Below are 24,313 nucleotides of genomic sequence, written 5' to 3'. Positions count from 1 at the left end.
GCAGGAAAAGGATTCTTATTATGACGACCAATGTAATGCAAGACCGTTATGTCCTGATTGAAAACGTCAACATGACGTTTCACACCAAAAAAGGCAGTTTTCAGGCGCTGAAAGATATCAACCTGAATATCCGCGAAGGTGAGTTTATCTCCATCATCGGCCACTCAGGCTGTGGCAAATCTACGGTACTCAACCTGATTGCCGGGTTGCTGCAACCCAGTGAAGGCTACCTGTTTTGTGCCGGCCGTGAAATCTCCAAGCCTGGCCCTGAGCGTGCCGTGGTGTTCCAAAACCACTCTCTGCTGCCATGGCTGACCTGTTTTGAAAATGTTTACCTGGCTGTAGAACGCGTATTTGGCGATAAAGAAGGCCCGGCACAACTGGCTGAGCGCACCCGTGCAGCGCTGGAACTGGTGGGTTTAAGCCACGCCATTGAAAAACGCCCGAACGAGATTTCCGGTGGCATGAAGCAACGCGTCGGCATTGCGCGCGCACTGGCCATGGAGCCTAAGGTATTGCTGCTGGACGAGCCATTCGGCGCGCTGGACGCCCTCACCCGTGCTGGTTTGCAAGACGAGCTGATGGGCATTATGGCACGTTCCGGTTGCACTGCCGTGATGGTCACGCACGATGTAGACGAAGCCGTGTTGCTGTCAGACCGCATCGTCATGATGACCAACGGCCCGGCAGCGACCATAGGCGAAATTCTGGAAGTCGATTTGCCACGTCCGCGTAAACGTCTGGAGCTGGTAGAAGACCCGGCGTATACGCATCTGCGTAGCGAAGTATTGAAGTTTTTGTATGAGCGCCACGCTAAAAAGGCGGCATAGATATAAGTAGTGCTGACGGGCGGTCACCCGCCAGCACTGCATACCTCATCGAAGTATGGTTACCCCACATAGAAAAAGGAGCAACACATGAACGCTAACTCACACCCACGCTTACGTCAAGTTTCAGTCGCGCTATTGCTGGCGGCTTTTAGCATGCAGGCGATGGCTGAAGAAGAGATCATCCCTGAATACACTTTTATGGATGCGATTAAAACTGGCAAGAATATGACCAGCTTTAGACTGCGTTATGAATATGTGGACCAGGATGGTTTACAACCAGGCACATATCCTAACAACGCGGCAAACCCCACAGCCAATAAAGAGCTGAAAGCTGCTAATGCGTTAACCCTGCGCAGCCTGATCGGCTGGCAAACTGCGCCCTACCATAACTTTAGCTTTGCTGCCCAGTTGATCAATGTGTCCAAACTGGCTGATAACTTTAACGATAGCACCAACAACACCTTGATTAACAGCGTTTCTAACCAATCAAACAATATCGAATATGCCAAGGTTGTCGACCCTGACTACACGGGTGTCAACCAATTGTTTGTCGAGTGGACCGGCATTAAAAACACCCGCGTGCGTGCTGGTCGTCAGCAGGTAAACCTCGACAACGTACGTTTTATTGGTGATATCGCTTTCCGCCAGGTGATGCAGGTATTTGATGGCGTATCCATTTTCAACAAAACCATTCCTGACACAGAAATTTTCCTGGCGCACTTTGAGGGTGTAGAACAAATCACCACCAAATACCGCTCTGATGGCGCATTGGATATCGTCAACGCCCGTTACCGCATTTCACCCACTGAATTTTTGGTGGGCTATGCCTACCTGGATGGTTTTCAGGATTTAGGCATGGGGCGTGCCTGGTTTGGTAATGGCACTACGGCTGCGGCCAATGCAGCAGGCAAAGGAGGCGCTGCCAACCAGAATGCAGACCAGGGCAACAAAATTATCGGTGTTCGCCTGGATGGTACACACCCGTTCACCCCGAATTATCGAGCACACTACACCGCAGAATACGCCAAGCAAACAGATTACAGTGGCGGTGACTCACGCATTGATGCCCACTACTACAAACTGGGCGGCGGCTTTGGTATCGATAACTTCAATATGCGCCTTGATCAGGAATTGCTGTCCAGCAATAACGGCAAGTATGCCTTCCAGACCCCGCTGGGTACTAACCACCTCTTTCAGGGCTGGGTAGACAAATTCTTGGCAACGCCGCTTGAAGGCATTAAAGATACCTTTGTTACGGCAACTTACCGCTATGGCGACTTTGTATTTTTTGCTGACTACCACCTGATTGACTCAGACAAGGATTTTTATACTACTGGTGGCGGAAGCAGCCGCAATGGCAGCCGTTATGGTACTGAATGGAACGCGGCCGTGACCTGGAATGTGGACAAAAACTGGATGACCAAACTGGAATACGGCAAGTTTAGTGAGGACGACCACTATGCTTTATTGCCCAACTTGGCCAGCAACAACGCTGCGGCCATCCGTGGCCGTGTCCGCGACACCGAAAAATTATGGCTGACTGCCATGTATACGTTTTAACTCGATAAGGAATTGCCTATGACTTCAGCCGCAAAAGTTTATTTAGTCGGCGCCGGACCCGGCGACCCAGACCTCATTACGCTCAAAGCCGTCAAGGCTTTGCAGCAAGCTGAGGTGGTGCTGGTCGATGACCTGGTCAATCCGGCCCTGCTCGCGCATTGCCCGCAGGCACGCATCGTGCCAGTAGGCAAACGCGGCGGCTGCAAGTCTACTCCGCAGCACTTTATCAACCGCATGCTGGTTGCCCTGGCCGAGCAAGGACAAGTGGTCGTTCGCCTGAAAGGCGGCGACCCGTTTGTGTTTGGGCGTGGCGGCGAAGAAATGCTGGCATTACGCGCAGCGAATATTCCTTACGAAATTATCCCGGGCATGACCAGTGGCCTGGGCGCTTGTGCCAGCATGGAAGTACCGGTGACGCACCGTGGTTTCAACCACGGCGTGACCCTGATCACCGGCCATACCCAGGACGGCGAACCGCTGCCCTGGCAAGCGCTGGTAGAAACCAATACCACACTGGTGATTTATATGGGCATGCAGCACTTGCCTGAAATCACCCGTGGCTTAATCAATGCAGGCATGTCCGCCGACATGCCTTGCATGGTGGTAGAAAACGGCACCCGTCATCACCAACGGGCTGTGACTTCGTCATTACAGGCCATTCCCTACCTGGCCCACACCGAAGGCCTGAAAAGCCCGGCGATTATTGTCGTCGGCGAAGTAGTGAAATTAGCAAGAAACAGCCAGCAAGAACAAGACTGGCAAGAAAACGTGCAAACCTGGCTTAGCGTAGCCAATGCAGCATAACTATAAAAGGAGCGATGTTGATGATAAAACAGAAACTGGTGGTCGTTGGTAACGGCATGGCCGGCATGCGGGCAGTGGAAGAGCTGCTCAAAATTGCGCCAGACATGTATGACATTACGGTGTTTGGCGATGAGCCCTACCCTAACTATAACCGCATCATGCTGTCGCCGGTGCTGGCCAATGAGCAGACCATTGATGACATTATCCTGAATACACGCGAGTGGTATGCGGAAAATGATATTGCTTTGCACACCAGCGCCCGTATCAACAAGATTGACCGTAAAGCGCGTACCGTCACTGCCGACAATGGCACCACGGTGGCCTATGACCGTTTATTGCTGGCGACGGGTTCCAAACCATTCATTTTGCCGATTCCTGGCGCGGATCTCGACGGTGTGCTGGGCTACCGCGATATCAAAGACACCAATGATATGATTGCCGCGGCCAAGACGCACAAGCATGCCGTGGTGATCGGTGGTGGCTTGCTGGGCCTGGAAGCGGCAAACGGCCTGAAAGTACAAGGCATGGACGTCACCGTGGTACATAAAAACGAGTGGTTGCTCGAACGTCAGCTGGACAAAGTTTCCGGCAAGATGCTGCAAAAATCGCTAGAAGCGCGCGGCCTCAACTTTTTACTGCAAAAAAACACTGAGCAACTGATAGGAAAAGATGGCCGCGTCGTTGCAGTGCGCTTTACAGATAGCCAGGAAATCCCGGCTGATTTGGTGGTGATGGCGGTAGGTATCCGCCCCAACTATGCCCTGGCGGAGTCGGCAGGTATCCATTGCAACCGCGGCATTGTCGTCAATGACACCATGCAAACCTATGACCCACGCGTTTATGCCGTGGGTGAATGTGTGAGCCACCGTGGCATTGCCTACGGCCTGGTGGCGCCTTTATTTGAAATGGCCAAAGTGTGCGCCACACATTTGGCCAACTTCGGCATCGGTCTATACAAAGGCTCGGTCACTTCGACAAAACTGAAAGTGACCGGCATTGATTTGTTTTCGGCCGGTGATTTCATGGGCAGTGACGATGCCGAAGAAATTTTGCTGCACGACGCGGTCGGCGGGGTTTACAAAAAACTCGTGATCAAAGATGACACAATCATCGGTGCCGTGCTGTATGGCGATACGACGGATGGGGCCTGGTATTTCCAGCTGCTGCGCGACAGGAAGCCGATACACGAAATTCGTGATCACCTCATGTTCGGGCAGGACAGTCTGGGCAATACCGGCCACCAGGGTCAGGACAAAGTCTCCACCATGACCAACGAAATGGAAGTGTGTGGTTGCAACGGTGTCTGTAAAGGTACTATCGTCAAGGCGATCCAGGAAAAAGGCCTGTTCACCATAGACGACGTGAAGAAACAAACCAAAGCCGGTTCCAGCTGCGGCAGTTGTACCGGTCTGGTCGAACAGATTCTGGCTTCTACGCTGGGCGGTGGTTATGCACCGCCTTCTACAAGCAAAGCGGTATGCGGATGTACTGACTTTAACCACGAAGAAGTGCGTGATGAAATCCGCAAACATAAATACCTGAGCATCCCGAGCGCCATGAAAGGCATGGGCTGGAAAACGCCTAACGGTTGTGCGACTTGCCGTCCGGCAATGAACTACTACCTGATTTCCACCTGGCCACATGAAGCCAAGGATGATCCGCAATCACGCTTTATTAACGAGCGCGTACACGCCAATATCCAGAAAGACGGTACTTACTCGGTTATTCCGCGCATGTATGGCGGCGTGACGTCATCAGACCAGTTACGCAAAATTGCTGATGTCGCTGACAAGTACAAGGTGCCGATGGTGAAAGTCACTGGCGGCCAGCGGATTGACTTGCTCGGCGTGAAAAAAGAAGACCTGACCAATATGTGGGCCGATCTGGATATGCCATCCGGCTACGCTTACGGCAAATCTATCCGTACGGTGAAAACCTGTGTTGGCTCTGAGTTCTGCCGATTTGGTACACAGAACTCCACGCAACTCGGCATCGATATCGAGAAAGCCTTCGACCATATGTGGGCACCGCATAAGGTGAAATTCGCCGTGTCTGGTTGTCCGCGTAACTGCGCCGAATCAGGCATCAAAGATGTCGGCGTCATTGGCGTCGACTCCGGCTGGGAAATTTATGTCGGTGGTAACGGCGGCATTAAAACCGAAGTGGCGCATTTCTTGTGCAAGGTCAAAACTGCCGAAGAGGTCATTGAGTACTCGGGGGCATTTATCCAGATCTACCGCGAAGAAGCGCGTTATCTGGATCGTACCGTGCACTGGATTGAGCGCGTCGGCCTCGACTATGTGAAAAAACGCATTCTGGAAGATGCCGAAGGCCGTACTGCTGCCTACGAGCGCTTGCTGTATGCATTACAAGGGTCTGTTGACCCGTGGGCAGAGCGCGTCAACAAGCGTGATGAACACAAAGAATTCGATACGATTACTGTTTAATTAATATGTGGCGTGCGACAATCGTTAACACACGCCCGGGAGAAACAACATGCAAAAAAGCTTTTGGGAAGTCGGCCATAAACCGACATTATTTTCAGCCTTCTTTTATTTTGACCTGAGCTTTATGGTGTGGGTCATGCTGGGGCCATTGGCGGTGCAAATCGCTGCTGACCTGCAGTTAAACCCGGCACAAAAAGGCCTGATGGTGGCGACACCAGTACTCACCGGCGCTATCCTGCGCATCGTCATGGGCGTATTAGTTGATCAGCTCAAGCCGAAAAAAGCCGGCCTGATTGGCCAGGTGATTGTGATTGCCGCGCTGCTCACCGCCTGGTTGCATGGCATCCACACTTATCAGCAAGCCTTGCTGCTGGGCATGTTCCTCGGCTTTGCCGGGGCCGCCTTTGCCGTGGCCTTGCCATTGGCTTCACGCTGGTATCCGCCAGAGCATCAGGGCACGGCTCTGGGCATTGCTGGTGCCGGTAACTCAGGCACGGCCTTGGCCGCCCTGTTTGCACCAGGCCTCGCCGTGGCATTTGGCTGGAGCAACGTGTTTGGCCTGGCACTGATTCCGTTACTGCTCGCGCTGGTCGTGTATTCCGTGTTTGCTAAAGATGCGCCAGATGCGCCTGCGGCCAAGTCACTGTCACAATACCTGGCGGTGTTAAAAGACAAAGATGCCTGGTGGTTTATGTTTTTCTACAGCGTGACCTTTGGTGGTTTTGTTGGCATGGCTTCTTCACTGACCATTTACTTCCACGACCAGTATGGCCTGGACCCTGTGCATGCCGGTTACTTTACTGCGGCTTGTGTGTTTGCCGGTTCGCTGGTACGTCCATTCGGCGGTTTGCTGGCTGACCGTATCGGTGGCATCCGTTCCTTGAGCACCATGTATGTGTTGGCTGCCATTTTCCTGTTCATTTTAAGCTTTGGCATGCAAACACAAGCCGCTGGCCTGGCGGTAGTGGTGTTAGCCATGGCATCCCTGGGCATGGGCAACGGCGCCGTGTTTCAACTGGTGCCACAACGTTTCCGCAAGGAAATCGGCGTGATGACTGGCCTGGTTGGCATGGCTGGCGGGGTGGGTGGTTTTTACCTGGCCTCCAGCCTGGGATATTCTAAACAAATCACAGGCAGCTACCAGATTGGCCTGACCATTTTTGCAGGCCTGGCGATTGTGGCACTGGTTGGACTCTCTAGCGTGAAAAACCGCTGGCGTACCACCTGGGGTGCCGCCACCGTCACCAGTGCAAAAATTTAAACCTATTTGCGCAACCATCCACGGATACCAAGATGAAATTGAACTTCAGTGTAGGCGAAAGCAGTGTCACCGGGCCCAGACCTCGTAATGAGGACTATATTGGCCTGGTCACCCCTGCCGACGCCCAACTGGGGATCAAGGGCGCCTTGCTGGCCGTGGCGGATGGCATTAGTGGTGGCGCCGGTGGCGCTGAAGCGGCTGAAATGACGGTGCGCACACTGTCGGCTGACTACTATGCCACGCCTGACACCTGGACCATACAGCATGCACTGGACAAGGTGATTCAGGCCGCCAATCGCTGGGTGCTGTCACAGGCGCGCAAGCATAGCCAGATGGCAGGCATGGCAACGACCTTATCGTTACTTGTATTGCGCGGGCAACGCTATGTGCTGGCGCATGTCGGTGATACACGTATCTACCGCTTGCGAGAGCAATCGCTGCAATGCCTGACCACTGACCATGTCTGGGACAGACCAGACATGCGCCACGTGCTCAAGCGTGCAGTGGGGCTGGATGATCAGCTCAGCGTCGATTACGCCGAAGGCTTGCTGCAAACTGGCGATGTCTATGCCATTGTCAGTGATGGCGTCTGGGCCGCCCTCGGCGATGCCGATATACATAAAGTGTTGATGCTATATCACACACCACAACTGATGGCAGAACACCTGACCAGCCAGGCGCTGGAACAAAGTGGGCAAGACAATGCTTCTGCCGTGGTGGTGCGCATTGACCAGGTCGGCCAGGATCACCTGACCGATATGCTGGCCGATGCCCTGAGCCTGCCCGTGCCGCGCAAGCTGGCGATTGGCGACCAGCTGGATGGCTTTACCATCACGCAAATCATCCATGATTCACGCGTCAGCCTGCTGTATCAGGTCAAAAATGCGGCAGGCCAACTGTTTGTGCTAAAAACACTGCAACCAGCCAGGGCAGACGATAAAACCAGCTGTGAAGCCCTGCTCAACGAAGAATGGCTGGCCAAACGCGTGGTATCACAATGCGTGCCACAAATACTGCCGCTGACACGCGAACAACGCAGTGCGCTGTATTACGTCATGACCTGGCACGAAGGCGCGACGCTGCAGCAACGCCTTGAGGCCGGGCATCATTTCACCATGAATGGCGTTGCCAATATCGGCCAGGATTTATTGCGCGGCCTGAGCATGCTGCACCGTTTGAATATCGTGCACCGCGATATCAAACCAGCCAATATTCATATTGGTAGTGACAAGCGCCTGCGCATCCTCGATCTGGGGGTGGCACTGAGCAGCACGTTACCAATGCCCGAGCAAATGGAGAATCCCGGCACACCAAGTTTTATGTCGCCTGAACTGTTTGATGGCAAAGTCGCTGACCGCCAGGCAGATATTTATGCCGCTGGTGTCACGCTGTATCACTTGCTGACCCGCAAATATCCTTATGGCGAGATCGAGCCATTCCAGTCACCACGTTTTGGCGAGCCTATCCGCCCTAGCCGCTACCGCCCGGAGATCCCGGCCTGGCTGGAAAACATTATTCTCAAGGCTATTGCCAGAAAACCGGCTGACCGTTTTGAGACGGCGGAAGAAATGCTACTGGCACTGGAACATGGCGAACTGAAACCGATTGTCATCCCGCGCACGCCGCTGATCGCCCGTGCACGCCTGGTCAAATGGCAATGGCTGGCCGTGATTTCACTGTGTATTAACCTGTTATTGATTTATTTGTTACTGGTCTCTTAAGCCTTTGCGCTGTGAAAACCAGACTCCAATTGGAAAAGAGGAAATAATGAGTTGGACAAAAATTTGCCCGGTTAACGACATTCCTGCCCTGGGTGCACGCGTTGTGCGCCATGGCGAAGTGGATATTGGTGTGTTCCGCACTGAAGATGACCGTGTGTTTGCACTGAATAACAGCTGCCCACACAAGGGCGGCCCATTGTCGCAAGGCATCGTCTATGGTAACAAAGTCGCCTGCCCATTACATAGCTGGAAAATCAGCCTGGTCGATGGCAAGGCAGAAGAACCTGATGTCGGCCACACCGCCTGCTATGCAGTGAAAGTAGAAGACGGCGACGTCTATCTGCAATTAAGTAAGTAGTTTTTAGTAGCACAGGCAATTTATGACGCAACAGCAACAACTCCAGAACACACACAGCACGTTGACCGCGGAGCCAGTACAGTTTTATCCGCAGCGGCGTGAAACACGCAGCACTTGCTGCTATTGCGGGGTGGGCTGTGGCGTCATTATTACCACGGAAGGCAAACAGATTGTCGACGTCAAAGGCGACCCCGAGCATCCGGCCAACTTTGGCCGCTTGTGTACCAAAGGCTCGACGCTACACCTGACGACCAAGCTGGATGCACGTGCCTTGTATCCGGAAATGCGTTTGTCTCGCGATGACGCCAGAGAAAAAGTAAGCTGGGATAGCGCACTCGATCACGTTGTCGACCGCTTTGCCGACATCATTCACACCCACGGCCCGGATGCGGTGGCGTTTTATATCTCCGGCCAGTTACTCACCGAAGATTATTATGTGTTCAACAAGCTGGCCAAAGGCCTGATAGGTACCAACAACGTCGATACCAACTCGCGCTTGTGTATGAGTTCAGCCGTCGCCGGTTATAAAGTCACGCTGGGCGCCGATGCGCCTCCGGCCTGTTATGAAGATATTGACCATACACAATGCCTGTTTATCGCCGGGTCCAATACGGCGTTTGCGCACCCGATTGTGTTCCGCCGCATTGAAGATGCCAAGGCGAATAACCCGGACATGAAAATTGTCGTGGTGGACCCACGCCGCACCGACACTGCACAACTGGCAGACTTGCATCTGGCGATTTTGCCCGGCACCGACGTTGCATTATTCAACGGCCTGCTGCATGTCATGCTGTGGGAAGGCTTGCTGGATATGCAATATATCCGCGAGCATACCGAAGGTTTTGAAGCGCTGAAGGAAACCGTACGAGAATACACGCCGAAAATGGTGGCGGATATTTGCGGCATCAGCGAAAAAGATATTATCCAGGCCGCCAAATGGTTTGGCGCTGGCCCTACCCTGTCCATGTACTGCATGGGGCTCAACCAGTCCATCCACGGCACAGAAAAAAATGCCGCCCTGATTAACCTGCACCTGGCTACTGGCCAGATCGGCAAACCAGGTGCTGGCCCGTTCTCACTTACCGGCCAGCCCAATGCCATGGGTGGCCGCGAAGTGGGCGGCATGGCTAATTTATTGTCTGGTCACCGTGACCTGGGCAATGCCGAGCATCGTGCAGAAGTCGCCCGATTATGGGGCGTGCCTGAGGTACCAGCGACCCCGGGCAAAACTGCCGTAGAGATGTTCGACGCGGTCAAAAGTGGTGAAATCAAAGCGATCTGGATTGCCTGCACCAACCCGGCCCACTCCATGCCGGATTTGAATAATGTGCTGGCTGCACTGCAAAACGCCGAGCTGGTGGTATTGCAAGATGCATTTAACAACACCGACAGCAACCAGTACGCCGATGTGTTTTTACCTGCCACCACCTGGGGTGAAAAGGAAGGCACCGTGACCAACTCCGAGCGCCGCATTACGCGTGTGCGTCCTGCTGCACCCAAACCAGGCGAAGCACGGCATGACTGGGAAGCCGTGGTCGACTTTGCCCAGCGACTGGAGCTAAAACTAGGCAAAAGCCAGGCGCTGTTTAACTACCTGGATACTGAAACCATTTTTAACGAGCACCGTGAAAGCACACGTGGCCGTGACCTCGACATTACCGGCCTGAGCTACCACATCCTGGAAACGCAAGGTCCGCAACAATGGCCGTTTAAATCTGGCGCCACCCAGGGCGAAGCGCGTTTATATACCGACGGCGTATTCCAGAAACCTGACGGTAAGGCGCACTTTATGAGTGCCGTCTACAAAGGCACCGCAGATAAGCCGGATGCGCGCCATCCTTTCCATCTGCTGACTGGCCGCCTGCGTGACCAGTGGCATGGCATGAGCCGCACCGGCATCGTGCCGCAACTGTTTAACCATGAAGAGCAGCCTGTGATCTGGATGCATGCAGACGATATGCAGCGCCGCGCATTCAAGCATGGCGATATCGTTAAAGTCAGCAACAAGCGTGACAGCCTGGTGGTACGTGTGCAGGCTTCTGACGAAGTGCAACCGGCGCAGATTTTTATGCCCATGCACTGGAGCAGCCAGTTTATGCACGGTCTGGGCGTCAATGCATTGATGCCACCCGCTGTTGATAAATTTTCCAAGCAGCCAGAGCTCAAGCACACTGCAGTCAAAATTGAGAAGCTGGACCTGCCCTGGCAAATGGTGGTGATGCGCAATTGCGACGATGCGCAACTCATTAGCAAAGTACGCAAGCTACTGAAGTCGTTTGACTACGCCAGTTGCGGCCTATATGGCCGCGATGCCGGTATGGTAATGTTGCGCGCCTCACACCATGCAGCGCCAGACGCGGCACTGATTGCCGAACTGGATGCCCTGCTGGATATGGCAGAAGATGCGCCCATGCTGACTTATAACGATGCCAAACGTGGCATTAGCAAGCATATATTGGTGCAGCATAACCAGGTCACTGGCGTGCGACTGATTGGCGAAACACTGGCCGCGGACTGGCTGCGCGAAGTCATGAGCCAGGGTACCCTGACAGACGAACTGCGACGCTGGGCCCTGGCGCCACTCAGTGCACCGCCTGCGGGCCAGCATAGCCGCGGCAAGATCATCTGCAACTGCCTGGATGTATCGGAAAACGAAATCATGGAAACGCTGGAAATGGGTGCAGATCTGCCGACCTTGCAGAATAAACTCAAATGCGGGACCAGTTGTGGTTCATGCGTGCCGGAGCTTAAACGCCTGGTTAAATTGCATGGAAAAGTACACGCCTGATAAGGAAACCATGTCATCACACAGTCGAAATTGATCTAGATCGCCCCTTGAGATCGATTCTGGTGCAATCCCCCTGATATGCATCATTATCGTGCATCATACTTATTCCACCCCACTGCCCTGATCTCTACCGAATGCATAAAACGCACATCAGGGAAGATATAAACCGCTATATAACAGTCACTTAAAGAAATTCAATCGCTTGCAGTGACACCTTCCCCGCCTCCTGGCATGCCAATTGCTTATTTGGCAATAAATCTCGTTTATTAACGATGAGTATTTGCAATAAGGGCATTTTCGCAGTCAGGAAATCCCTTTATGGACAACGGCGTCCATAGCTTATTTAAATGCTGCCAAAGGTGGTCGCTAGATAAGCTGTGGGCGCCTTTTTTCGTTTTTAAGTTTAGTAAATCGCAACGCATGCCTATGGAAAAACAACTGCCATCGTCATGCTTGCATCTGATGGGGAACACACGATGAATCAACTTACCCGCGTAGTAGTTGTCGGCAACGGCATGGTGGGACATTATTTTATGCAGGAACTGGTGAAACGCCACCCGGACCTGGCAGCCGCCAACCTGCAAGTCACCGTATTAGGCGAAGAACCACGCCCGGCTTATGATCGTGTGCACCTGTCCAGTTTTTTCTCAGGCAGCACCGCTGAAGATTTATCATTAGTCGAACCTGGCTTTTATGACCGCCCAGGCCTGGAACTGCGCCTGAACGCGCGCGTCAGCCAGATTGACCGCCACCAGCATACCATCACGCTAAGCGATAACACCGTCCTGTCATATGACAAGCTGGTATTGGCGACTGGCTCTTTCCCGTTCGTGCCGTCTGTCGCTGGTCGTGATCGCGAAAACTGCTTTGTTTACCGCACCATTGAAGACCTGGAGGCCATGACGGCCGCAGGTAAATCCGCCAAGAGTGGCGTGGTGGTCGGCGGCGGCCTGCTCGGTCTGGAATGCGCCAAAGCCTTGCGCGATATGGGCCTGGACACCCACGTGGTGGAATTCGCGCCGCGCCTGATGGCCGTGCAAGTGGATGAGGCTGGCGGCAAAGTGCTGCGCAGCAAGATTGAGGAGCTGGGTGTGCACGTACATACCAGCCGTAATACCACAGCCATTGTGGATGGCGCGACAGCGCGTCACCGCATGGTGTTCTTTGATGAAACCTGGCTGGAAACCGACATGATCGTCTTCTCCGCCGGTATCCGTCCGCGCGACGAACTGGCACGCGACTCCGGGCTGGCCATAGGCGCACGTGGCGGTATCGCTATCGACGATTTCTCCCGCTCCAGCGACCACGATATTTACGCCATCGGCGAATGTGCCAGCTGGAACGATGAAATGTATGGCCTGGTCGCACCCGGCTACGACATGGCCCGCACAGCTTGCGCGCATTTGTCAGGTGAAACGACGTCCACTTTCCAGGGCGCGGATATGAGCACCAAACTCAAGCTGATGGGTGTCGATGTGGCCAGCGTCGGTGATGCGCATGGCAAGACGCATGGTTGCCGCAGCTACCAGTACACCGATGAAGTGCGCAATATCTACAAAAAAATCGTCGTCAGCGAAGATGGCAAGAAACTGCTGGGCGCGGTGCTGATTGGTAATGCCGATGAATACGGCACGCTGCAACAGATGACGGTCAATGCCATGGCCTTGCCGGAAAACCCGGAATTCCTGATTTTGCCTGCCAGTGATGGCAAAGAAAAACCTGGCCTGGGCGTAGATGCCCTGCCAGACAGCGCGGTGCTGTGCTCTTGCAACAACGTCAGCAAAGGTGCTATTGGTGAAGCAGTGGCCGCGGGTGCTTGCAGCATAGGCGAAATCAAGTCTTGCACCAAAGCGGGGACTGCCTGCGGTGGTTGCGTGCCTTTGGTGACGCAAGTGATGAAAGCGCAGATGGTCAAGCTGGGCATGACGGTCAACAATCACCTGTGCGAACACTTCCCGTACTCACGCCAGGAGCTGTACCACCTGGTGCGCGTGGAGCAAATCAAGACCTTCGGCGAATTGTTGCACAAGCATGGTAAAGGCATGGGTTGCGATATATGCAAACCAACCGCTGCCAGCATCCTCGCCTCTTGCTGGAACGATTTTATCCTGAAGAAAGACCTGGCTTCGCTGCAAGACTCGAACGACTACTTCCTGGGCAATATCCAGAAAGATGGCAGCTACTCTGTCGTGCCACGTATGCCAGGCGGTGAAGTCACCCCTGATGGCCTGATCGCCATCGGCCAGATTGCCAAGAAATACAACTTATATACCAAGGTCACCGGTGGTGCCCGTGTCGATATGTTCGGTGCCCGCGTCGAACAATTACCGAATATCTGGGAAGAGTTGATTGCCGCCGGTTTCGAATCTGGGCATGCCTACGGCAAGTCACTGCGCACAGTGAAAAGTTGCGTTGGCTCGACCTGGTGCCGCTATGGCGTGGACGACAGTGTTGGCCTGGCCGTGCAACTGGAAAACCGCTACAAAGGTCTGCGCGCGCCGCACAAAATCAAGTTCGGCGTCTCGGGTTGTACGCGTGAATGCGCCGAAGCCCAAGGCAAAGATGTGGGTTTAATCGCCACCGAAAATGGCTGGAACCTGTATGTATGCGGTAACGGCGGCATGAAACCACGCCACGCTGAACTGATCGCCAGCGACCTCAGTAAAGAAGAAGCCATCCGCATGATAGACCGCTTCCTGATGTTCTACATCCGCACCGCTGATCGCCTGCAACGCACCAGCACCTGGCGCGACAACCTGGAAGGTGGCCTGGACTACCTCAGAGACGTGGTGATCAATGATTCCTTGGGCCTGGGCGCCGAACTGGAAGCGCAAATGCAACACGTGGTAGATAACTACCAGGACGAATGGAAAACCGCCGTCAATGACCCTGAAGTGCGCAAACGCTTCCGCAGTTTTGTGAACAGCGTGGCTGGCGACAACAATATTGTCTTCGTCAAGGAACGCGACCAGATGCGCCCTGCGACGGTAGAAGAAAAGAAACAAGCGAAGGTGATTCCTATCCTCGCGACCACAGAGTAATCAACGGAGTACCCCATGAGTCAATTACAACAAGCAGCGTCATTGGATGATGCAATCAATCAAATCCCAGACAATGCAGGCGCGTGGCACCCGGTGTGTGCACTGGAAGACATCTGGCCCAATATGGGCGTATGTGCCTTGGTAGAGGATCGCCAGATCGCGATTTTTCGCCTGCAGGATAACCTGCTGTACGCCATCGACAATCATGACCCGCACAGCGATGCCAACGTGCTGTCACGCGGCATCGTCGGCGACTTAGGCGGCGAGCGTGTCGTCGCCTCACCGATCTACAAACATCACTACCAGTTGCGTACTGGAGTCTGCGTAGAAGATGACAGTGTGCGCCTGAACACCTACGCGGTTGAAGTGCGAGATGGCGCAATCTGGGTGCAGGTCTAGGTTGCATCGGGATTAGGCACGATGGTCACGCAGGTAAAATCAGTCTGCCCCTACTGTGGTGTCGGGTGCGGCATTGTCATGGAGGTCGAAGATCAGGGCGTCACAAAGAATCAGCGCGTGATCAAGGTCTATGGCGACAAGCAGCATCCGACCAACTTTGGCCGCCTGTGCACCAAGGGCAATACCTGCATCCAGGCCATAGCTGAATCTGGTCGGCTGGACTATGCCTATGTACGTCCGGCACGCGGGCAAGAGTCTGTGCGTACCGGCATGGACGAAGCCATCAAGGAAACCGCACGCCGCCTGCGTGCTATTCTGGACGAACATGGCCCGGATGCGATTGCCTTGTATGTCTCCGGCCAGATGTCGATTGAGTCCCAATACCTCGCCAACAAACTGGTGAAGGGTTATCTCGGTAGCAACAACATTGAGTCTAACTCACGCCTGTGTATGGCCAGCGCAGGCAGTGGCTATAAATTATCGCTGGGTGCAGATGGCCCGCCAGGTTCCTACCAGGACTTTGACCAAACCGACCTGTTCTTCGTCATTGGCGCCAATATGGCCGATTGCCACCCGATTTTATTCCTGCGCATGATGGATAGAGTCAAAGCCGGTGCCAAATTGATCGTGGTTGATCCACGTCGCAATACCACCGCAGATAAAGCAAGTTTGTTTATGCAGATCAAGCCCGGCACTGATCTCGCTTTACTCAATGGTTTATTGCACTTGCTGGTCAAAAACGGCCATACCGATACCGCGTTTATTGCCGAGTTTACCGAAGGCTGGGAGGTCATGCCCGACTTTCTCAAAGCCTATTCGCCAGAAAAAGTGGCCGAAATCACAGGTATTAATGAACACGCCATCCGCCAGGCGGCTGAGTGGATAGGCGGCAGCAAAAACTGGATCAGTTGCTGGACCATGGGCCTCAATCAAAGCACCCATGGCACCTGGAACACCAATGCCATTTGTAACCTGCACCTGGCGACCGGCGCGATTTGCCGCCCAGGCAGCGGCCCGTTCTCACTGACCGGGCAACCGAATGCCATGGGTGGCCGTGAAATGGGCTATATGGGTCCGGGGCTACCAGGCCAGCGCTCAGTCTTAGTCGAGCAGGATAGACAATTCATCGAACAGCTGTGGAAAGTGCCGGAAGGTACACTGCATACACGCCTGGGTGGCGGCACCGTCGCCATGTTTGAGCAAATGATGGCCGGCGACATCAAAGCCTGCTGGGTGATTTGTACCAACCCGGTCGCCAGCATGGCCAACCGCAAAAACGTCATCGCCGGACTAGAAAAGGCCGAGCTGGTGATTGCCCAGGATGCGTTTCTCGATACTGAAACCAATCGCTATGCCGACATTTTGCTGCCGGGTGCCTTGTGGGCCGAGGCAGAAGGCGTGATGATTAACTCAGAACGCAATATGACGCTGATGCAGCATGCGGTGAACCCGCCGGGTGAAGCCATGGCAGACTGGCAGATCATTGCCAAAGTGGCTTGCGAAATGGGCTTTAGTGAAGGCTTCAGCTACCAGTCAGCCGCTGAAGTATTTGCGGAAATCACCCAGGCCTCTAACCTGAAAACCGGCTATGACATCCGCGGTGTCAGCCATGAAAAATTACGCCAGCAATCCCTGCAATGGCCATGCGCGCCAGACAGCACAGAAGATCGCCATCCGATTCGCTATCTTAATAATGGCATCAGCCAGAAACTGACTATCCGTGAAGATGGTAGCCAGCCGCGTATTGCCTTTGCAACTGCCAGTGGCAAAGGCGTGTTTTTTGCCCGTCCGCACATGGATCCGGCAGAGTTACCCGATCCGGACTATCCATTTGTGCTGAACACCGGTCGCCTGCAGCACCAATGGCACACCATGACCAAAACCGGCAAAATTCCTACCTTAAACAAACTCAACCCGGGCCCGTTTGTAGAACTGCATCCAGAAGATGCAGCCGCGCTGGGTATACAAGATAAAGACGCGGTCGAAATTCGCTCGCGGCGTGGCCGTGCTGTATTACCTGCCGTAGTGACGGATCGCGTGCGTGCTGGCAACTGCTTTGCGCCTTTTCACTGGAATGATGTATTCGGCGACGACCTGACCATTAATGCCGTCACCAGTGATGCGATAGACGCCATCTCACAACAACCCGAATTCAAATTCTGCGCCGTGGCGATGACACGCGTCGCCGCGGCGACGCCGCCTGCGGAAGAAGATGCACTCATCACCATCACCGACGCAGGTGACTCGGTCAAGAATCACAAGGAACTCCCTATGAAAGATATCGATGCTTTAGCCAGGTTGCTGGGGCTTGATAAGCAAGCGGACATTATTCTGGATGCGCACGAACAACTCTACTTGCAAGGCTTTATCACCGGCTTGCGTACCGAAGAGTCGCGCCAGCTGGGTGGCGTGCCCACGCTGCCAGAAGGCGCCCCGCTGGCGCCGGCCAAACATGTGCTGATCAACGGCATCCTGGCGGGGCTGTTTGCACGTAGCTGGCTGCCTGACAACAGCAACCTGCCTACAGGCCTGCCGGATTTTTCGACCACACCAGCCGCCCCAGCGGTGATGATTCTGTGGGCCTCACAAACCGGCAATGCTGAAGGCTTTGCCGAAAAATGTGCTGAGCGTATCAACGCCAGCGGGCTGCAAGCCACAGTAAAACAACTGGACAGCATAACTGTGGCAGACCTGGCCACGAACAGCCAGGTGCTCCTGCTCACCAGTACATTTGGCGATGGTGACCCGCCTGATAACGGCAGCCATTTCTGGAACGCCCTTCAGGCGGATACCGCACCCACGCTGGAAAAAACCCGTTTTTCCGTGCTGGCGTTCGGTGATTCCAATTATGACCAGTTTTGTGGCTTTGGCCGCAAGCTTGATGCACGCCTGGAAGCCTTGGGCGCGCAGTGCCTGACGCCACGTGTAGATTGTGAGCCGGACTTTGAGCAAGCCGCCAACGAATGGCTGGGCAAAGTGGTTTCCGCTTTGGCTAATCATGCCGCCAGCATGACTCAACCCGCCATGGCACTGGCAGGCGATACCGATGAAGCACTTGCAGAAACGGCGGTGGCAACGTCCTCAGGCTATACGCGCCAGCAACCGTTGCAAGCCCCATTGATCATCAACCAGCGACTGAATGCCGAAGGTGCAGAGAAAGAGATCCGCCAATTTGGTTTTGACCTCAGCAATAGCGGATTCAGCTACGAAGCGGGGGATGCACTCGGCGTCTGGCCGACCAACTGCCCGGAACTGGTGGGCGATATGCTGAGTGTGCTCAAACTGTCACCCTCTACCATGGTGACCGTGAAAGATCACGGCGAAATAGCGTTAGTCGATGCCCTCTCACACCACTATGAGATTGCCCGCATCACCCCTGACATGCTCAAGTTTGTGCAAGAGCGCAGTCACAGTGCCGCACTGGCAGCACTAATGGCCGATGACAAAGCACTTAAAGACTGGCTGTGGGGTAAACAGATCATAGACTTGCTGCTGGCGTATCCGATCAAGGTCGAGGCGGGCGAATGGCTCAGCGTCTTAAAACGCCTGCAACCACGCCTTTACTCTATTTCGTCCAGTCCAAAAACCTACCCCAACCAGGTACACCTGACGGTTTCTACCGTGCGTTACGGTAAAGATAAGACGCGTGGCGGGGTGTGTTCAACCTTTATGGCCGACCGCGCTGGCGAAATCAGCGTGCCTATTTTTCTGCAACGCTCGACCCACTTCCGCCCGCCAAAAAATCCGGATGCGCCGTTGATTATGGTCGGCCCAGGCACCGGCATTGCACCATTTATCGCCTTTTTACAGGAACGCCAGGCCACAGGCGCGCAAGGTAAAAACTGGCTGTTCTTTGGCGAACAACACGCTGCTACAGACTTTTATTACCACGAAGAACTGCAAGCCCTGCAACAAGCAGGCGTGTTACACCGACTGGATACGGCTTTCTCTCGCGACCAATCAGAGAAAATCTACGTGCAACACCGTATGCTGGAACAAGGCGAAATGTTATGGCAATGGCTGCAACAAGGTGCGCATTTCTGCGTCTGTGGCGATGCCAGCCGCATGGCAAAAGATGTCGATGCTGCCTTGAAAACGATTATCCAGACCCATGGCAAGATGAGTGCCGAAGCGGCTGCAGACTACGTATCAAAGATGGCGCAGGACAAGCGATATGTGCGGGATGTGTATTAAACGCCCCGCTTACAGGACTGCGCCAACGCAGTATTGCCATGTATAAAAGATTATCGGCCGACTAGTTTTTGCAAATGCTCAGGATAGCGCTCGCCTTTAAACTGCATGGCAGAGACCACTTCATTGATTCTTTGCAGTTCATCGCTACTCAACTCGACATCGACTGAACCAATATTCTCATTCAGTCGATGTGTTTTAGTAGTGCCCGGAATCGGTACTATCCAGGGCTTTTGTGCCAATAACCAGGCCAGGGCAATCTGCGCAGGGGTAACATTTTTCAATTCGGCCAGATAAGACAGCAACTCAACCACCAAAATATTAGCTTTACGATTTTCTTTTGAGAATCGCGGCACCACATTGCGGAAATCACCCTCGCTAAACTGGGTACGTTCATTAATTTTGCCGGTGAGAAATCCTTTCCCCAACGGACTAAAAGGCACAAAACCAATCCCAAGTTCCTCCAGGGTCGGCATAATCTCTTTTTCCGGTTCGCGCCAGAATAAGGAATACTCACTCTGCAAGGCAGCAACCGGCTGTACGGCATGCGCCCGACGTATGGTATTCACGCCCGCCTCAGACAGGCCAAAATGTTTCACTTTACCTTGCTGAATCAAGTCTTTCACCGCCCCTGCAACCTCCTCAATCGGCACTGTGTCATCCACCCGATGCTGATAAAACAAATCAATCGCATCAATCTTGAGACGTTTTAAAGAGGCTTCGGCCACTTTTCTGATAGTTTCCGGGCGGCTATCCAATCCCACTTGTTTGCCATCTTCAATTTTGAAACCAAATTTGGTGGCGATGACTACCTCATTTTTAAATGGCGCCAGCGCCTCGCCAAGCAGCTCTTCATTGTCAAAAGGACCATATACCTCGGCGGTATCAAAAAAGTTAACGCCTTTTCTGTAAGCCGCCCGGATCAACGCAATGCCGTCTTTCTTATCGACAGCGGCACCGTATCCAAAACTCAGGCCCATACAACCTAAACCTAGCGCGGAGACTTCCAGGCCACTATTTCCTAATGTACGTGTTTGCATGTTGTGCCTTTCTTATGCGTGTGATTAAAGTGCGCTTTTCAAAATGGTGGTCGCCACGTCTTTGGTGTAAATATCGGCGAGACCAAACCACTTGGCATTGGTGAGTACGATGTCTATAGTGGCTGGCAAGTGGGCCTCGGTAATGCCCAGTTGTGCTAAGCGTGTTGGCGTACCGATTTTGTTAAACCAGTTTTCCAGCGCAGCAATCCCTTGCTCGGCGGTTTTCAAACCAAAGATATTTTGCGCAAAGCGCTCAAACTGCAAAGGATTGCGGTCCTGGTACCACTTCATCCAGGCTGGTATCACCACAGACAGCCCCGCGCCATGCGGCACATTGAACAAGGCAGACAGTGCATGCTCAATCATGTGGTTGGGATAACTGTAACCAGCCGTCCCGGAATAAATCAAACCATTCAACGCCTGTGTCGATGCCCATGCAAACTCGGCCCTGGCTGCATAGTTATCCGGATTCACCAGCAGAATTTCCGTGTTTTCAATCACGGTATTGATGATGGCCTCGACCAACCGTGAGTGAAACCGAGGCTGGTCGACAGCCGTAAAATAGCCCTCAATTGCGTGCGCAATAATATCTGCAGCGGAGTACACCAGGTAATCGCGCGACACGGTTTTCATGAGTGCAGGATTTACGATAGACACTTTGGGGAATGTCAGTGGTGATTGAATCGCAAATTTTTCTTTGGTGTCTTCATTGGTGATAACGGCACCACTATTCATTTCACTGCCGGTGGCCGCCAGCGTCAAAATATCAAACACGGGCAACGCGCTATCAATGCTGGCTTTACCGATAAACAAATCCCAAACGTCGCCTGTATAAGGCACGCCCGCGGCAATCGCTTTGGCACTATCCAGCACCGAACCGCCACCCACACTTAAAATGGCATCGACCTGATGCAGGCGCGCCAGGCTGATCGCTTCACGTACTTTAGAGATGACGGGGTTGCTGACAATGCCACCACACAGCACAAATTGAATGTTCTTCTCGGCCAGGCTTTTGGTCACCACATCAAACAAGCCATCACGTTTGATACGGTCACTGCCATAACAGAGTAATACTTTTTTGACCCTGGCTTCGGCCAGGTGCTGACCAATCAGGGACTCTTTACCGACACCAAACTCGACTTTGGTTGGATTGTAATAAGTAAAATGATCCACGCGCGTTCCTTTCATCTATCCATGTGATGAGTCGCACTTTACGCGCCGGATATGCATTAAACTAGCGCATTATTAGTTTAATTATTTACAACTAAATAATGTAAATAGCAGAAAGAGCAATCCCTCATGGCCCTGGATACCTTACGATCAATGACCACCTTTGTGCGGACTGTCGAACTAGGAAGTCTCAGTAAAGCGGCCGCTGCGCAGCAGATTACCCCGCAGGCAGCCAGTAAGGCCCTAGGCCAGCTGGAGGCACACCTTGGTGTCAGGCTGTTTCATCGCACCACACGTAGCATGTCACTCACCGAAGAAGGACAACGGCTATATGAATCGGCAAAACCCTCATTAATCGGGTTGGAACAAGCCCTGGAATCCACACGCCAAACCAGGGAAGGACTCGCAGGCCCGTTGCGTATCGTCGGACCGCGTACGGTTTTACTATCAGTACTTGGCCCGGTGTTAGATGAATACTCTCGCTTGTATCCCGAAGTACAACCCGACATACAGTTGGATGACCGCATCGGCAATTGGGTCGACGATCGTGTCGATGTCGGATTTCGCCTGGGCAACCCGCCGCAAGATGGCTTGGTCATGCGCAGGCTTTTTCCCATGCAACTCGCCATCTGTGCAGCGCCAAGCTACTTGCGAAAATACGGCATTCCGCATACGCTCAGCCAATTGGAAACACATCGTTGCAGCGCATTTCGCCGCCCCAGCGATGGTCGCGTGGTTCCCTGGCACGTGAAGGTCGGCGAAAATATTATTGAGCAACATGTACGCCCGGCCTTTTGCACCAATGATGAAGGCTTCGAACTCAGGGCCGTGTTGGCCGGTGAAGTGATTGGTCAACTGGCCGTACCCACGGCTGCAAGCTATATTCGCCAAGGGCGCCTGGTGCCCTTGTTACTGGAACATATCGTGGATAACCTGGGCTTGTATATTTATTACGGTAGCCGTACTGCGCAACCGGCCAGGGTGCGCTGCTTTATTGATCTGGTGATCGAAAGACTGGCAAACAGTCAAGAATTTGTATTGAGCGATGAAGCGCTACTAAAAGCGCATGCTCATATCCTTGAGCATTAATCTCTTGCAATTAAGCAAGTGCGCGCAGCACCGATTGCAGCACGCCAGGAAACTTCTGCTCAATCTCCTGTACCCTGAGCGCATTCATATGCTCAGTGCCTTCAATCAGTGTTTCCACCAGTCCGGCGGCGCGCAGAATCTTGAAATGATGCGACATGCTGGATTTGGGACGATTCAAGTCCAGTTCACCACAGGTCAGTTTACGGCCTGCATTGGCCAGTCGGCCGACAATCTCCAGGCGTGTCGGGTCTGACAGCGCATACATAATGTCTGTGAGCTCCACCTGATCCATATTGGGATGTTTAATTTGCCGCATATGTAAAATTTATCACAACGCTTGATATTATTCCATAGTTCGATTATATTCGAACTATGGAATTTAATAAAAGTGTTTAAGCTGCGATGAAAAAAGAACCATCTTCACAAGGCATCCCCCTCGCCTTATACGCCCTGATGGCCGGTGCCTTTGGCATCGGCACCACTGAGTTTGTCATCATGGGTTTGTTGCCAGAAGTCAGCCGCGACCTGCACGTCAGCATCCCGATGGCTGGCTTATTGATTAGCGGCTATGCGCTGGGCGTAGCAGTGGGCGCGCCTATCATGTCTATCCTGATGGCCAAGTTTTCACGCAAAAGCTCGTTGCTATGGCTCATGGCCATTTTCACGCTGGGTAATTTAATCTGCGCGGTAGCGCCTGACTACACCACCCTCATGATCGCGCGCGTGGTGACTTCGTTTGCACACGGTACTTTTTTTGGCATAGGCGCGGTGGTCGCCACCAGCCTGGTGCCTAAAGACAAACGCGCACTGGCGATTGCATTAATGTTTACCGGCCTGACGGTCGCCAATGTCATTGGCGTGCCTGCGGGGACCTGGTTAGGCCAGATGCTGGGCTGGCGATCCACCTTTTGGGCGGTGACCATGATAGGCCCGATTGCGCTGGCCGCGCTCTATTGGCTGGTACCCAGTGATCATCATGCGGAAAAAGTGAATGTTCGTGCTGAAATCAGTACCTTGTTGCAACCGCAAGTGATTGCCGGACTGCTGCTGACCATTATTGTAGATACGGGCCTGTTCGCGGTGCTCACCTACGTCGCGCCAATACTGACCGATGTCGCACATTTTTCACCCGCCGCCATTTCACCCGTATTTTTACTGTTTGGTGTGGGCATGGTTATCGGCAATATCATCGGCGCCAAACTCGCCGATATCCACCTGGATAAAACCCTGATAGGGGCATTGATGTTCATCATTGCCATCCTGGTCTCGTTCTCCTTCTTTGCCCATCAGCAAATAGCAGTCGTCGCGCTGGTCGGACTGCTTGGCATTGCCGGTTTTGCAGCGGTGCCTTCATTGCAGATCAAAATTCTGGAAAAGGCCAACGGCGCACCCACCCTGGCCTCGGCCATGAATATTGGCGCCTTCAATATCGGTAATGCCGCAGGCGCATGGGTGGGTGGATTGGTGATTACGCATGGCCTGGGGCTGACCGCCATTGGCTGGATTGCCGGTTGCATCGTATGCGTAGGGCTGGCATTGGCAATCATAGAAATGCAGCTCCTTTCAAATAACGCCAATTCAACACTGGCATCTGTCGACAATTAATCAATAGGA

16 protein-coding genes are annotated in these 24,313 nt (G+C 53.4%); 13 read left to right on the top strand and 3 right to left on the bottom strand.

Going from position 1 to position 24,313, the window contains the following annotated elements; translation table 11 throughout:
- Window positions 1-20 precede the first annotated feature (20 nt).
- The 11 genes from B3355_RS09595 to B3355_RS09545 all read left to right on the top strand — a co-directional run bounded on the left by B3355_RS09595 (window position 21) and on the right by B3355_RS09545 (window position 19,403).
- A complete protein-coding gene (locus tag B3355_RS09595; RefSeq protein WP_292783142.1) occupies window positions 21-830 on the top strand; it encodes an ABC transporter ATP-binding protein in 810 nt (269 codons plus the stop codon).
- 87 nt (window positions 831-917) lie between these two features.
- Window positions 918-2,390 (top strand): hypothetical protein, encoded by a 1,473-nt coding sequence (locus tag B3355_RS09590; protein ID WP_292783140.1) that lies wholly within the window; start codon window positions 918-920, stop codon window positions 2,388-2,390.
- A gap of 18 nt (window positions 2,391-2,408) precedes the next feature.
- A complete protein-coding gene (gene cobA, locus B3355_RS09585) occupies window positions 2,409-3,194 on the top strand; it encodes a uroporphyrinogen-III C-methyltransferase (protein ID WP_019882911.1) in 786 nt (261 codons plus the stop codon).
- Window positions 3,195-3,214: 20 nt separating this feature from the next.
- Window positions 3,215-5,641: a nitrite reductase large subunit NirB gene (gene nirB, locus B3355_RS09580; protein WP_292783136.1), complete on the top strand. Its 2,427-nt coding sequence runs from the start codon at window positions 3,215-3,217 to the stop codon at window positions 5,639-5,641.
- A 49-nt stretch (window positions 5,642-5,690) separates the two neighbouring features.
- The gene (locus B3355_RS09575; protein ID WP_019882914.1) at window positions 5,691-6,902 is read left to right on the top strand and encodes a nitrate/nitrite transporter; all 1,212 of its coding nucleotides are present in this window, start codon (window positions 5,691-5,693) and stop codon (window positions 6,900-6,902) included.
- 32 nt (window positions 6,903-6,934) lie between these two features.
- On the top strand, window positions 6,935-8,623 hold the full coding sequence (locus B3355_RS09570) for a bifunctional protein-serine/threonine kinase/phosphatase (RefSeq protein ID WP_292783134.1): 1,689 nt from the start codon (window positions 6,935-6,937) through the stop codon (window positions 8,621-8,623).
- Window positions 8,624-8,669: 46 nt separating this feature from the next.
- Window positions 8,670-8,981, top strand: coding sequence for a nitrite reductase small subunit NirD (nirD, locus tag B3355_RS09565; protein ID WP_292783132.1), 312 nt, complete (start codon window positions 8,670-8,672; stop codon window positions 8,979-8,981).
- Window positions 8,982-9,003: 22 nt separating this feature from the next.
- A complete protein-coding gene (locus tag B3355_RS09560) occupies window positions 9,004-11,769 on the top strand; it encodes a nitrate reductase (RefSeq protein ID WP_292783130.1) in 2,766 nt (921 codons plus the stop codon).
- A gap of 476 nt (window positions 11,770-12,245) precedes the next feature.
- Window positions 12,246-14,810, top strand: a complete 2,565-nt coding sequence (gene nirB / locus B3355_RS09555; RefSeq protein WP_292783128.1) for a nitrite reductase large subunit NirB — start codon at window positions 12,246-12,248, stop codon at window positions 14,808-14,810.
- Between the two features lie 15 nt (window positions 14,811-14,825).
- Entirely contained in the window at window positions 14,826-15,209 is a 384-nt protein-coding gene (gene nirD, locus B3355_RS09550) for a nitrite reductase small subunit NirD (RefSeq protein WP_292783126.1), read from the top strand.
- A gap of 21 nt (window positions 15,210-15,230) precedes the next feature.
- Complete coding sequence (locus B3355_RS09545) at window positions 15,231-19,403, top strand: bifunctional nitrate reductase/sulfite reductase flavoprotein subunit alpha (RefSeq protein WP_292783125.1); 4,173 nt, start codon at window positions 15,231-15,233, stop codon at window positions 19,401-19,403.
- A 50-nt stretch (window positions 19,404-19,453) separates the two neighbouring features.
- Here B3355_RS09545 and B3355_RS09540 read toward each other — a convergent pair whose 3' ends face one another.
- Complete coding sequence (locus B3355_RS09540; protein WP_292783123.1) at window positions 19,454-20,440, bottom strand: aldo/keto reductase; 987 nt, start codon at window positions 20,438-20,440, stop codon at window positions 19,454-19,456.
- A 24-nt stretch (window positions 20,441-20,464) separates the two neighbouring features.
- Window positions 20,465-21,613: an iron-containing alcohol dehydrogenase gene (locus B3355_RS09535; protein WP_292783121.1), complete on the bottom strand. Its 1,149-nt coding sequence runs from the start codon at window positions 21,611-21,613 to the stop codon at window positions 20,465-20,467.
- Between the two features lie 126 nt (window positions 21,614-21,739).
- On the opposite strand from B3355_RS09535, the gene B3355_RS09530 reads away from it, so the two are divergent.
- Complete coding sequence (locus B3355_RS09530) at window positions 21,740-22,699, top strand: LysR family transcriptional regulator (RefSeq protein ID WP_024929262.1); 960 nt, start codon at window positions 21,740-21,742, stop codon at window positions 22,697-22,699.
- Window positions 22,700-22,709: 10 nt separating this feature from the next.
- Here the strand turns inward: B3355_RS09530 and B3355_RS09525 are convergent, their stop codons facing one another.
- Complete coding sequence (locus B3355_RS09525) at window positions 22,710-23,015, bottom strand: ArsR/SmtB family transcription factor (RefSeq protein ID WP_292783119.1); 306 nt, start codon at window positions 23,013-23,015, stop codon at window positions 22,710-22,712.
- An 86-nt stretch (window positions 23,016-23,101) separates the two neighbouring features.
- Here B3355_RS09525 and B3355_RS09520 point away from each other — a divergent pair, with 86 nt between their 5' ends.
- On the top strand, window positions 23,102-24,304 hold the full coding sequence (locus B3355_RS09520) for an MFS transporter (RefSeq protein ID WP_292783117.1): 1,203 nt from the start codon (window positions 23,102-23,104) through the stop codon (window positions 24,302-24,304).
- Window positions 24,305-24,313 lie beyond the last annotated feature (9 nt).

Origin of the sequence: Methylophilus sp. UBA6697 (assembly GCF_002454655.1) — a bacterium.
Taxonomy (GTDB): domain Bacteria; phylum Pseudomonadota; class Gammaproteobacteria; order Burkholderiales; family Methylophilaceae; genus Methylophilus.
Note: the sequence above shows the minus strand (reverse complement) of the source record. Positions and strands in the feature narration are given on the sequence as shown.